The sequence below is a fragment of the Thermodesulfobacteriota bacterium genome (assembly GCA_035559815.1).
In the GTDB taxonomy this organism is placed as follows: Bacteria; Desulfobacterota_D; UBA1144; order Nemesobacterales; family CSP1-2; genus DATMAT01.
Map to the genome: position 1 here is coordinate 1 of DATMAT010000007.1, position 12186 is coordinate 12186.

Consider the following 12186-nt stretch of genomic DNA (forward strand, 5'->3'; position numbering starts at 1 on the left):
GAGCCCGGGTGAATTGCTTTCCAGGACAGAGGAGCTTGAAGATGTATTAAGGCAAAAGTTGTCCAACTTTACCAAATCCAAGCTGAGACAGAATATCGAAGCCCTCCTCATCGCGGTGGCTCTAGCTTTATGCATAAGGACATTCATCATACAGCCCTTTAAAATTCCGTCCGGCTCCATGATTCCCACTCTTCTAGTGGGTGACCATCTTCTGGTCAATAAGTTTATTTACGGCACGAAGATCCCGTTCACAGACACCTTTATATTGCCCGGGTTTAGTGATATCCGGCGCGGTGACGTAATTGTCTTTGTGTACCCGGACCACGAGGACGACCCTTCGAAGAGGGGGGTTCATTACATCAAAAGGGTGATAGGGCTTCCCGGCGACAGCATAGACATAGCAGGCAGGAATTTATACATAAACGGTGAAGAGGTACCACTTAAATTTGTGGGTGATTATTATGATGAGAGGTCTGGCTCCCAATACGATGAATACGAGGAGTACCTATTCGGCAAGGAACACAGGGTTATTTATGAAAAGGGTATGGAAAGCACCCAGAAAGGTACATACCTGCCGGTGGCAAGGGTCCCCGAGGGACACGTCTTTGTGATGGGAGACAACCGGGATAACAGCCAGGACAGCCGATTCTGGGGGTTTGTGCCTATTCAGAATATAGAGGGTAAGGCCTTTATTATTCATTGGTCATGGGACTTTGATAATGAAAACATACTGGAGAAGGTCAGGTGGAATAGGATTATCTCGATGATTCATTAGCCGGTTTTTTGTGTAAGTCTAAAACCAGGAGGATGGAGGCATGAATCTAAAATCAATTTTTTGGGTTCTGGTTCTGGCTCTACTTTTTTACGTCGGCTTTAAAGTGGTGCCCATATATTACCGGGGGATTATCGGTATCAGGGGTTTGTGCAAGGAGCAGGCCGACCTCTACAAGAAATACGGGCGGGATTTCGTCTTCAAGAGCCTCGACGAGGGGCTGAATAGCATAGGAATACCTCCGGATAAAAGGGAACACACCGTCACCGTGACCGACCAAAACGTAGTGGTTACAATAACCTATTTCGATACGGCCGATTTCTTCGGGAGGTACAAAAAGGATTTTGAGTTCTTCTATCAGTGTGAGGGGGAATTGAAAAGCGTACTCTAGCTAAATAGGGTTATCATGTCTACAAAGGTCATCATGGATTCAGAGACGATCAGCCGGGCCATCTCCCGTATAACCAACCAGATACTGGAGAGAAATAAGGGTGCTGCGGAGATAGTGGTCATCGGCATAAGGACGCGCGGTATTCACATCGCCGAGAGGATCGTGGACCAGATCGAGAAACTGGAGGGAATAAGGCCTCCACTGGGAACGCTGGATATAACCCTTTACCGGGATGACTTCAGGAGGAAAAGCGAGTGGCCGAAGGTGCAGAAAACACACATCCCGTTCTCGGTAGAGGACAAGAACGTCATCCTGGTGGATGATGTAATCTATACCGGCAGGACCACCCGGGCGGCCATAGAGGCCATAATGGATTACGGGAGACCTGCTTCCATTCAGCTTGTGGCGTTTGTGGACAGGGGGCATCGTGAGCTTCCCATCCAGGCCGATTATGTGGGGAGCAAGATCGTCACCCTGCAGTCGGAGACCGTCGAGGTGCATCTTGAGGAAACGGACGGTAAGGACGAAGTGGTAGTGGTGGGGAAATAAGATGGTATTCAAACAGAAACACATTTTGGGGTTGAAGGAACTAACCGCCGAGGAGATAAACCTGATTCTGGACACGGCAGAGTCGATGAAGGAGGTGTCCCAGCGGGACGTGAAGAAGGTTCCGGCGCTCCGGGGTGTAACTGTTGTCAATCTCTTCTTTGAGCCCAGCACCAGGACCAGGTCCTCCTTCGAGATAGCGGAGAAAAGGCTAAGCGCAGACGTTCTTAATTTCACCCCCACCCAGAGCAGTGTGGTGAAGGGCGAGACCCTTCTCGATACCGCCCGAAACCTCGAGGCTATGGGAGCAACGGTAATCGTGATTAGACACGCCATGTCCGGCGCACCTTGGTTGCTGGCAAGAGAGCTTGATTCTTCCATCGTCAATGCCGGGGACGGCTCCCACGAACACCCGAGCCAGGCTCTCCTTGATTTATTCACGGTCAGGGAAGTGAAGAAGGAGATTCAGGGGCTAAAGGTGGTAATAGTCGGGGACATACTACACAGCCGGGTAGCCCGGTCAAACATTTGGGGCTTCATCAAGCTTGGGGCCGAGGTCAGGCTGGTAGGTCCTCCTACCATGATGCCTCAAGACGTGGAAAAGATGGACGTGAAGGTTTACTACAGTTTGGAACAGGCGCTCAAGGGGGCGGATGTAGTAATAATGCTCCGCATACAGATGGAGAGACAGGGGTCGGGTCTTTTTCCGTCGCTCAGGGAATATTCCCGGTTCTATGGACTTACCAGGGAGAGGCTAAGGCTGGCGAAGGAGGACGTGATGCTCATGCACCCCGGGCCCATAAACAGGGGTGTGGAGTTGTCTTCAGAGGTGGCGGACGACGTTCACTCGGTAATACTAGACCAGGTTACAAACGGAATCTCGGTGAGGATGGCTATGCTCTACCTGGTTGCCACCGGAGGGGGAAATGCATGAGGGTTCTCATAAAAGGAGGACGGGTTATAGACCCTTCCCAGGAGATTGACCAAACTGCAAACATCCTGATAGAAGACGGCAAGGTCAAGAGTTTTCCCAAAGACATAAAGAAATTAGAGAAGGAATCGGATATACAAGTAATCGATGCCCGGGGCAACATTGTTGCTCCCGGGTTAATCGACCTGCATGTACATCTCCGAGAACCGGGCTTTGAGCACAAAGAGACCATACGCACCGGGTGCGAGGCGGCGGCAGCCGGAGGGTTTACGTCCGTAGTCTGTATGCCCAACACCAACCCGGTGAACGACAATGCGTCCGTGACCGAGTACATACTCTTGAAGGCCCGTACCGAGGGGATAGTGAACGTATTCCCGGTAGGCGCAATCACCAAGGGAGAGAAGGGGGAAATCCTTGCCGAGATCGGCGAGATGTGGGAGGCCGGATGTGTAGGAATCTCGGACGACGGCTGGCCGGTGATGAACTCTAAGCTAATGCGCCATGCCATGGAGTATGTGAAGGCTTACGGCATTCCGGTCATATCCCATGCCGAGGATTTAAACCTCTCTGCCCACGGTGTGATGAACGAGGGATTTACCTCGACCATACTCGGGCTAAGGGGAATACCAAACGCATCGGAGGAGGTAATGGTCTCCCGCGATATCACCCTGGCCGAGCTTACCGGCGCTCATCTGCACATAGCCCACGTTTCCACAGCCGGAGCGGTAAGGCTTATACGGGATGCTAAAAAACGAGGAGTGAATGTAACCGCCGAGGCTACACCTCATCATTTTAGCCTCACCGACAAGGTTGTTCTTAGTTACGACACCAATGCCAAGGTAAACCCGCCCATAAGGGGCGAAAAGGATGTCGAGGCGATAAAAGAAGGGCTAAAGGACGGCACGATAGACGTGATTGCCACCGACCATGCACCTCATAGCGAGGATGAAAAGAAGGTCGAGTTCGACCTGGCTCCTTTCGGAATCTCCGGCTTGGAGACGGGGCTTCCGCTTTCGCTCCAGCTTGTCAAAGACGGTGTTTTAACCCTTCCTGAATTAGTAAAGAAACTAACCGTTAATCCCGCGAAGATAATTGGAATTGATAGAGGAACGCTAAAAACCGGGGCAATTGCCGACGTGGTCATATTCGACCCGGATAAGAGCGTCAAAGTTGACCGAGAGAAATTCCGTTCCAAGGGAAAGAACACCCCCTTCCACGGCTGGGAACTCTCCGGATGCGTTCTCCACACCATCGTGGGTGGGAAGGTTGTGTTTTCTGGTTGAATTCATGCTATGTTCGTAGAAAAATAGGGCAGCACATGAATTGTTGTGTAGCTTTTCTCGCTGCCTAATCGGGTTGATTAAAGAGTTTGAAATTCACGGTTCAAGACCTGACCCAGGTCTCTTGACAGACACTACTCTCAGGTGAGATAATCTGCATATCCAACCAAGGGGAGATTTGAGTAAATAAATCGGTAAATAAGCGGGTAAGTCCAAAATGAAGGAAAGCCGGTTAATTCGGGGTGATTACCTGAGGTATGGATATACATTAGGGAGATCGGACGGGTTTTAGGATTGCATTACAGCACAACAAGCAAGGTAGTGGATAGGAAATAATTTACAATCCAAGACCTGACTCCCGACTTGCAAAGGAGGACGACTTTCATGAGATTGCGGAAGTTATTTCTGGCCTTGCCGCTCGTGGTCGGGCTTGTGCTTGGAGCCACGGGGTGTAACGACAGTGACGGTAATGCGGAGGAGCCGGGACCCGTTCCGGGACCGGAAACCCCTTTCACGCTCGTAACCGGCACGGTCAGCGCGCCTAACCCGCAGCAGTGTAACGGCGTCGACGGGTTTGCCACGGGTGCCACGGTCGAAATCGAGATGAGCTCGAGCGGGGGAACGTCGGGACAGGCTACCGTTATGATAAACGGGGGCACGGACGGGACGTTTACCTGCGAGACCGGTAGCGACGGGGAGATAGACACTCCACCCATAACGTTTATCGGATGCACCGTTACGTCCGCAAGCGGCATATCGGGCATAGCGGTCAACGACCTCATAGAGATCGGGATCAATCTTAATTTCGAGCCATTGACGAAGGAGGCGGGCATCATAGTGAACATGCAAGAATGCGTGGCTCTGGACATTACGACACTGAATGCGGAGTCGTGAGGACACGTGATACGGAAGGAAAGGGGTCAGGCTTGAAATAACAGTTTTTTCTTTTTTCCTCTGTCGCTGTAACATTTGGACGCTATATTCAAAAAAAATATAATGTAATAATCAGAATTTGAGGTTTCATGCAATATCGGTATAAATTGTATCTAGAAATAACTTTCAATGCTGTCATTCTGAGCCGAAGGCGAAGAATCTAATTTTAAGATGTTTCACTTCGTTCAGCATGACTACATAGGCCGTTTTTGACTGTCAACATCCAGCAGTCACTCCAAGCCGAGATAGGAATGGAAAATACCGTCTGGGTCGTATTTCTTGCGTAATTCCTCCAGACGGTCCCAGTTACGTTGGCTAAAAGACCTGACCGAGCGCGAAGGGTGAGCGGTGAGGTCCGTTTCGCCGATGTAATGTCCAACTCCTATAGATTCAAGGGCCTGCATTGCGTTGCGAAGCCAGTCTATGTTTTCCCTATCCTGACTGGCATCCTCCCAGATAGCGCTACAATCAACATAGATAGAAGCAATCATAGAGAATGCGGCATCTGGCATTTGCGGTGCATTTGCAGCCGGAGGCGGAAGGATAAGGGATAGAGCCAAAGTGTGTGGGGATGGAGCTTTAATGAACTGGTCCCGCAGGGTTGAAAGTAGGATGATAGGGTGAGTATGAGACCACATATTGTCAACCGCGTAACGTTTACCCTCCGGAAAGAGACCGTCTATTGTATCGAATAAAACATCAAAAGGTGTGTTGGCATTAAGGTCCCTCATCACAAAATTTTCAAGTGGACAGTTTTCCATAGCTGATAATGCATCGGATGCCATCTGTGCCGTGTCTGCAAAGGCAGTCGCCACAACAATACACACCTGCTTGCATCGGTCAGCTAGGGGAGGCGGTGTGCTCGTGAACAGCAAGGTTAACTCGACAAAGGAAGGGATTTTCCCGGCTACTTCCTCTACCCATGCTAATACTTCGGGCAGGCTATCAAGTGGAAACATCAACATACTGGTGGTGATGGCCTTGGGCAGGGGATAGACCCGTAAGTAATATTTGGTGGCTACACCGAAGAAGCCGGGTCCTGATCCTCGCGCCGCCCAGAGTATGTCGGAATTCTCATCTTCAGAGGCTCTAATCAGTTTGCCGTCGGCAGTGACAACATCTAACGCAAGGAGACTGAAACAGGCAACGCCCCAGTAGCCTATGTTCCAGCCTAAACCACCGCCCAGGATGTAGCCGCTAAGAGGCACGCTTGGGCAGTGGCCGAACGGGAAGGCCAGGTCCTGCTCAGCTAATTTTCTGGCAAACTGCCGGTTCGTGATTGCCGGCTGGACGATGGCTACTCTTTTTTCGGGGTCTACCTCTACTGCATTCAGTGGAGAGAGGTCGAGTAAAATACCTCCATCGCGAATGGAAGAGCCACACCAGCTATGGCCGCCCCCGCGAACTGCAATCTTCATCTTATTCTCTCGCGCAAAGTTTACGGTCTCGACCGCGTCCTGCTCGGAGGCGACCTGAACGATTAGCTCCGGCTTCCGGCCGGGCTTTAGAGCGTTCCAAGCCATAGCCTGTCTTATTCTCTCGTATTCTTCATCACCAGTGTGCACCACACGGCCCAAGATTCGCTTTTGCAATTCCATTTTAGCCTCCACTTTTTTAAGTCATGTAAATATACCTTATACATTTAGCTGGCGAATGCGTTATCATTACTTCCGTTTTAACGGATCCTCTACTTCATTCCCGACTTAATCAGGGATAGTTCCAGCTCATTACCTATTTGTTGTAGAATGTTTTGCTCTATTTCACATCGAACTTATCCAAAATAAGAGATATGACAATGTACTTATTCGGGACCCTATCCGGCTAGTCTAACGGATAAATTCCGCCACCGATGCAATCTCATTTCTAAAAACTAATGTCATCAGGGCATACATGGCTTGGTTGAACGGATATGATTTGGACAGCATTTACATAACAAACACACAAGAAGGCAACCTGATTTGAAATTATCCTTTTTATCCGTCTAAAAGCTTTATTTTACAGGAATGGGTTGTATGATTTCTGATTATTTTGGTCAGTAGTGACAAAATCTATTTCTTCATACTCATAAACGACGGTATGCATAGCCAGCAGCTATAATATTTTCTGTCATGAAGTATGATTTAATCACCGTGAATGAAAACGGGCTATACTGCCCGGCGGGAGGGTTTTATATCGACCCCTGGCGGCCCGTAGAGCGTGCAGTAATCACCCATGCCCACTCCGACCATGCCCGTCCTGGTCATAGCTATTACCTGGCTCATAACCATTGCGCACCCATTCTAAGACTAAGATTAGGCCAGGATATCAACCTGGAAACCATGGAGTACGGGGAGACCAGGGCGATGAATGGGTTGAGAGTGTCACTCCATCCTGCGGGACACGTTCTTGGCTCGGCCCAGGTAAGAATCGAACATGGAGGCAAGGTTTGGGTCGTCTCCGGTGATTATAAACTGGAGAATGACCGGCTCACTCCGGCTTTCGAGCCTATCCACTGTCATACCTTCATAACCGAGTCAACCTTTGGCCTTCCGGTATACAAATGGCGGCCGCAGGACGAAATCTTTGAGCAAGTGAACCAGTGGTGGGCAGAGAACCAGGGAAAAAATAAGGCCAGTATCTTGATAGCGTATGCGCTTGGCAAGGCGCAGCGCCTGGTTGAGAATCTCGACCACTCTCTCGGTGACATCTACGCCCACGGAGCAGTCTTTAACGTCCATACAAAGTTTAGAGAGGCAGGCATAACTCTACCTGAAATAAAATATGCCGGGCCGGACATGCCAAAATCCGCTTTCATGAGGTCTTTGATAATTGCTCCCCCATCGGCCTTAAACACGCCGTGGATGAGAAGGTTTGAGCCCTATTCTACTGCCATAGCTTCGGGCTGCATGGCTATACGCGGAAACAAGCGCCGTAAGGCGGTGGACCGAGGTTTTGCTTTATCAGACCACGCTGATTGGCAGGGTCTTAACGAGGCTATAAACGCATGCGGTGCGGAACGGGTTTTTGTCACCCATGGCTATCAGGACGTCATGGTCAAATGGCTCGGGGAAAAGGGAAAGGAAGCCCATGAATTAAAAACCGAATTCGTCGGCGAGAGCGAGGAGTTCGACGGTCTATGAGAAATTTCGCTCGATTGTTTTACGACCTGGACCAGACCAATAAGACCAATGAAAGGTTGTCCATACTGAAAGAGTATTTTCGTAAAGCTTCCGACGGGGACAAGGTGTGGGCCATAGCGCTTCTAAGCGGCCGACGTCCGAGGCGCCCGGTAACCACGACAAAGCTGAGAGAGTGGGGCAGCGAGTTGGCCGGAATCCCTCTTTGGCTTTTTGAAGAGTGCTATCAGGTCGTTGGCGATTTGGCAGAGGTAATCGCCCTGCTATTGCCTCCTCCGGAAAGACAGCAGTCCGAGTCCCTTGCTTATTGGATCAATTACCTTCGCGATTTGGAGGATTTGGACGAAGAAGAGAAAAAGGGGAGGGTTATGTCTGCCTGGATGGAGATGGATACCCAGGAGCGCTTTGCATTCAATAAATTTTTAACCGGAGCTTTTAGGATAGGGGTTTCCCAGAAACTCCTGATACGCGTGCTGGCCGAGCTTTATGAGGTCGAAGAAGCCAAGATAGCGCACCGGTTGACCGGGGATTGGCACCCGGATACTCAAACATTCGAAGGTTTGATTATACAGGGTGACTCAAACGATAACTCTTCCAAGCCCTATCCTTTTTTCCTGGCATATCCGATTGAAAAGTCGGTCTCGGATTTAGGGCCGCCGGAGGAGTGGCAGGCAGAATGGAAATGGGACGGCATCCGTTCCCAGATTATCAAGCGTAATAATGAGTTCTTCATATGGTCGCGGGGCGAAGAGCTGGTTACGGAGAAGTTCCCTGAATTAACCGGCCTCAAGGATAGGCTTCCAGACGGCGTGGTTTTGGACGGTGAGATATTGGCTTACTGTGACGGGCAGCCGCTCGGATTCAACGTATTACAAAAACGCATTGGACGGAAGAACGTAACCAAGGCCATACTCAAGGAGGCGCCTGTAGCGATTATTGCCTACGACCTCTTGGAGTATCAGCAAGAGGATGTTCGCGGTTGGCCCCTCGAAAAGAGACGACGATTGCTCGATGTGTTAATAGAGCAGGCTGCTCACGAAAGGCTCTTATTTTCCCGGGATGTTCCTTTCGAAGGCTGGGACGATTTAGTCAAGTTAAGGGAGGAGTCGCGCTCCCAAGGGGCCGAGGGATTTATGCTCAAACGAAGGGATTCTTCCTACGGAGTTGGACGCAAGAAGGGAGACTGGTGGAAGTGGAAGGTCGAGCCTTACCTAGTTGATGCGGTTTTGCTCTATGCGGAGCGCGGGCACGGCCGGCGGGCAAGCCTTTACACCGATTATACATTCGGGGTATGGGACCAGGACAAGCTGGTGCCAATCGCCAAGGCCTACTCCGGGTTGAGCGACGAGGAGATACGCCAGGTGGATGCCTTCATTCGGAAGAATACTGTCGAGAAATTCGGACCGGTGAGAAGTGTCAAACCGGAGCTTGTATTTGAATTGGCCTTCGAGAGCGTTCAGCTTTCATCCCGCCACAAGTCGGGAGTAGCGGTACGATTCCCCCGTATTTCCCGCTGGCGGCATGATAAAAAGATCGAAGAGGCGGATACATTGGAGAACCTTCGCAAATTATTAGAGGTAAAATAAGAAAAGGGGGCGCAACCCTTTTATTTGTCAATGAATGTATATCAAGCTATTATACCGGCGGGTAACAGCTTTGCCCGAATCTCTGTAAATAAATAGGGTATCTGGCCTCAACTTTTTACAATACCATGATAAAATGAGACTAGGTTGAAGGTTGAGACATAGCTCTATTAACCCTAGAGTTAGGAGGTTGAAATGGCTGCTATACGAAAGAGACGAAGAAAGCGTTATCAAAGTTGCAACAGAATCTTGGATCGCATTTGGTTTACAGCATTGATGACAGAAGAATGGTCATGGAACGGAGAGGGTTATAACGAGTGTACAGCAATGCACAGCCTAGTGACTGACCCTGAACAAAATGTTATATGTCCCAATTGTGAATCTGTTATTGGCACAGGGCGTGACTTTGCTTTTGGATAAGGTTAAAAATAGCAATTGAGATGGCACTACGGGGGAGTAATCGGCCCAAAGTAGGATAAGAGTGCATGGAGGCAAAATCATCGAAAATAATTCGAAGAAAAGTCAGATCAACTATAGCTATACGACGATTAAGGTAACGCAAAGCCGAATTAACAAGGGTTTAATCGCTATTCCTGTGACCCTGGCGAACTGGTTTCCCGGTCATAATGATACTATTCAAGTTTATTTAATGATTCACCCGTTTCTCAAACTAAACATTACTCATCCTATAACAGCAGTACACGCGAATGTAGAATTGGAAGAATGAAACAATGGTTTCACACAAATAATATCACAAGTGGAGATGAAGTAGTTATTCAACTTATAGATAAAGAACGGTTTATCTATAGACTCATACCGGAGCGAAACTTCATTAAAAAAACCAAAGAATTACAGGATAATTTTGATAATTCTGAGACTGAAGAAGAGGCCTCAGAGCGGATTAGTGCTCTTTCCGAATGGACAGACTTAGAGAAACAAAAGGTTGTCCTTAGTGAGTATCATCGGTTAGCTAGTATTGTACGGATTCAAGAAAGACGTTATGTGAAGAAGCATTCAAACCAAGCTAGAGAGAGTGTACCTTTTAATCTAAGGGTTTTGCTTGGCGATATCTATCGGGGTCACTGTCAAATATGAGATTTCTGGTTTTTAAAAAAGGATGATAAACCATATTTTGAAACACATCATATCAATCCTATGCAAGGCAATAGTCCCAAAAACATAGTTCTAGTCTGTGCGAATTGCCATAGACAATTTGAATATGCAGATGTAAATCACGAGTTTAATGATGAGGGTTGGCTTATTAAGGTCTCCTTTAACGATAGAGTTTATTCTCTCAATCAAGTTCTGCTGAAAACGGAGGTAGAGGAATCGTTTAAGGAGTTGTTTATTTAAAACTTACTAGGCCAAGGTCTAAACTATAAGGGTTCTTTTTCCTGTTGCTATGCATGATTTAATACCTTCTTTCGAGTTACACAGAAACTACTTCAAGAAAATTTTGTTCTTTAATTTCCCGGTGTCTAAGTCTATCTCGCACTCATATGAGTGAAAAGATAAAGCTTTCAACGGATTTTCCGATATTATTTTATAATAGCAATCACCTGTCGTTGTTGTGGGCAGTTCAGCTTTCCATATTTCTTTACCGTTTATATCTAATGCAAGAAGATTTTGAAATTGACCAAATTTGGGTATGTAAGAATCTGGGTCGTACAAAATGATAATTTTATCCCCTGTAGAAAACGCTGTAAGGATAGGATGATCGAGATTAATGCTTTTAGTGTTGATTTTAAGTGAGTTCCTCACAAAAGATACTTTTATCATTCAAATGGTATCCCAGGACCAAAATTTTTAACAGGTATTCTTTCTAGCAATTCGAATTGTTCTAAGCCTCCTCTAAATCGTCCGAATTGAGGTACGGGCAAAGCTCTAGATCTTAGCAATCTTGTGCCGGCGGGGACAAGAACCTCCTGTATGAATTCAGCGTTATTCCATGGTGGCAATGATAAACCTTCAATAGCATATTCCCGTCTTTTGGGTTTCACTTTAGTAAGAAAAGCACCCGTTGTGTTATCTCCGGAAAACACTCTATAATATATTTCATCCTTAGTCGTTACAAAAGACCTTAAAAAGCCACCTGCGTATGGAACTTTGCTCGGTTTTGATAAGACATTTAGCTTTTCTGTTTTGTTTACTAATTTGACGGTGCTACTAACACCCTTTGATATAGCTCCGATTCCAAGTGCTTGTGGTTCAAGCAAAGAACTTGCAACGATCGCATGTGACTCAACTGGTAAAAGTGCGTCAAGTATAAAATCAGGAATAAATCCTAATTTATTTCTAACCCTTGAATTTAGCTCTACCAAGCCTGAAACATTTACAGCAATCTGCCCATCCGGGTCGACATACTTATAGGGATTATTCAGCACATACGCATATCTGTTCCAACTCTGGGGGTCAGTGGGGTCGGCGGGGGCGGGGTCGACGCTCATAAACCGGCCTAGTCCTGAATGGTAGTACCTAGCTCCGTAGTAATACAGCCCGGTCTCCTCTTCAAACTCTTTTCCGGTATATTGACGGCTATTCTCTATAACCCCGCTGCCACCATGCGGTTCTCCAAATGGTAGATAATTCTGGTTCCATATTACCGTTGTGGTCTCATCGGTCATGGCCAGGGCT

Annotated in this window: 12 protein-coding genes; 9 read left to right on the forward strand and 3 right to left on the reverse strand. The window is 48.0% G+C overall.

The genetic code is table 11. From position 1 onward, the window contains the following. Positions 1 to 115: 115 nt before the first annotated feature. The 6 genes from lepB (at position 116) to VNN20_01070 (ending at position 4814) form a co-directional block, all read left to right on the forward strand. Positions 116 to 775: a signal peptidase I gene (gene lepB / locus VNN20_01045; protein HWP90773.1), complete on the forward strand. Its 660-nt coding sequence runs from the start codon at positions 116 to 118 to the stop codon at positions 773 to 775. Between the two features lie 40 nt (positions 776 to 815). After that, positions 816 to 1163, forward strand: coding sequence for a hypothetical protein (locus tag VNN20_01050; protein ID HWP90774.1), 348 nt, complete (start codon positions 816 to 818; stop codon positions 1161 to 1163). 15 nt (positions 1164 to 1178) lie between these two features. After that, entirely contained in the window at positions 1179 to 1712 is a 534-nt protein-coding gene (pyrR, locus tag VNN20_01055) for a bifunctional pyr operon transcriptional regulator/uracil phosphoribosyltransferase PyrR (GenBank protein HWP90775.1), read from the forward strand. A gap of 1 nt (position 1713) precedes the next feature. Then, entirely contained in the window at positions 1714 to 2643 is a 930-nt protein-coding gene (locus tag VNN20_01060; GenBank protein HWP90776.1) for an aspartate carbamoyltransferase catalytic subunit, read from the forward strand. Then, entirely contained in the window at positions 2640 to 3923 is a 1284-nt protein-coding gene (locus tag VNN20_01065) for a dihydroorotase (GenBank protein HWP90777.1), read from the forward strand. The genes VNN20_01060 and VNN20_01065 overlap by 4 nt, the downstream gene beginning before the upstream one ends. A 600-nt stretch (positions 3924 to 4523) precedes the next feature. Beyond that, positions 4524 to 4814 (forward strand): hypothetical protein, encoded by a 291-nt coding sequence (locus tag VNN20_01070; GenBank protein ID HWP90778.1) that lies wholly within the window; start codon positions 4524 to 4526, stop codon positions 4812 to 4814. A gap of 269 nt (positions 4815 to 5083) precedes the next feature. Here VNN20_01070 and VNN20_01075 read toward each other — a convergent pair whose 3' ends face one another. After that, entirely contained in the window at positions 5084 to 6451 is a 1368-nt protein-coding gene (locus VNN20_01075) for an FAD-binding oxidoreductase (protein ID HWP90779.1), read from the reverse strand. Between the two features lie 510 nt (positions 6452 to 6961). Here VNN20_01075 and VNN20_01080 point away from each other — a divergent pair. From VNN20_01080 to VNN20_01090, 3 genes are all read left to right on the forward strand, one after another. After that, positions 6962 to 7972 (forward strand): ligase-associated DNA damage response exonuclease, encoded by a 1011-nt coding sequence (locus VNN20_01080; GenBank protein HWP90780.1) that lies wholly within the window; start codon positions 6962 to 6964, stop codon positions 7970 to 7972. Beyond that, a complete protein-coding gene (locus VNN20_01085; GenBank protein HWP90781.1) occupies positions 7969 to 9555 on the forward strand; it encodes an ATP-dependent DNA ligase in 1587 nt (528 codons plus the stop codon). Before VNN20_01080 ends, VNN20_01085 begins: the two co-directional genes overlap by 4 nt. A gap of 720 nt (positions 9556 to 10275) precedes the next feature. Next, positions 10276 to 10647 carry a hypothetical protein gene (locus VNN20_01090; GenBank protein HWP90782.1) on the forward strand — a complete coding sequence of 124 codons (372 nt, stop codon included), beginning with the start codon at positions 10276 to 10278 and terminating at the stop codon, positions 10645 to 10647. Between the two features lie 345 nt (positions 10648 to 10992). Here the strand turns inward: VNN20_01090 and VNN20_01095 are convergent, their stop codons facing one another. Both VNN20_01095 and VNN20_01100 read right to left on the reverse strand, forming a co-directional pair. After that, positions 10993 to 11331, reverse strand: coding sequence for a hypothetical protein (locus VNN20_01095; GenBank protein ID HWP90783.1), 339 nt, complete (start codon positions 11329 to 11331; stop codon positions 10993 to 10995). Then, a partial coding sequence (locus tag VNN20_01100) for an RHS repeat-associated core domain-containing protein (protein ID HWP90784.1) occupies positions 11328 to 12186 on the reverse strand: 859 nt, incomplete at its 5' end. The genes VNN20_01095 and VNN20_01100, both read right to left, overlap by 4 nt.

Excerpts from the sequence above, each read along its gene's own strand:
- VNN20_01050 (HWP90774.1), top strand. The coding sequence starts at position 816 with ATGAATCTAAAATCAATTTTTTGGGTTCTGGTTCTGGCTCTACTTTTT.
- pyrR (HWP90775.1), top strand. The coding sequence starts at position 1,179 with ATGTCTACAAAGGTCATCATGGATTCAGAGACGATCAGCCGGGCCATC.
- VNN20_01060 (HWP90776.1), top strand. The coding sequence starts at position 1,714 with ATGGTATTCAAACAGAAACACATTTTGGGGTTGAAGGAACTAACCGCC.
- VNN20_01065 (HWP90777.1), top strand. The coding sequence starts at position 2,640 with ATGAGGGTTCTCATAAAAGGAGGACGGGTTATAGACCCTTCCCAGGAG.
- VNN20_01070 (HWP90778.1), top strand. The coding sequence starts at position 4,524 with ATGAGCTCGAGCGGGGGAACGTCGGGACAGGCTACCGTTATGATAAAC.
- VNN20_01075 (HWP90779.1), bottom strand. The coding sequence starts at position 6,451 with ATGGAATTGCAAAAGCGAATCTTGGGCCGTGTGGTGCACACTGGTGAT.
- VNN20_01080 (HWP90780.1), top strand. The coding sequence starts at position 6,962 with ATGAAGTATGATTTAATCACCGTGAATGAAAACGGGCTATACTGCCCG.
- VNN20_01085 (HWP90781.1), top strand. The coding sequence starts at position 7,969 with ATGAGAAATTTCGCTCGATTGTTTTACGACCTGGACCAGACCAATAAG.
- VNN20_01090 (HWP90782.1), top strand. The coding sequence starts at position 10,276 with ATGAAACAATGGTTTCACACAAATAATATCACAAGTGGAGATGAAGTA.
- VNN20_01095 (HWP90783.1), bottom strand. The coding sequence starts at position 11,331 with ATGATAAAAGTATCTTTTGTGAGGAACTCACTTAAAATCAACACTAAA.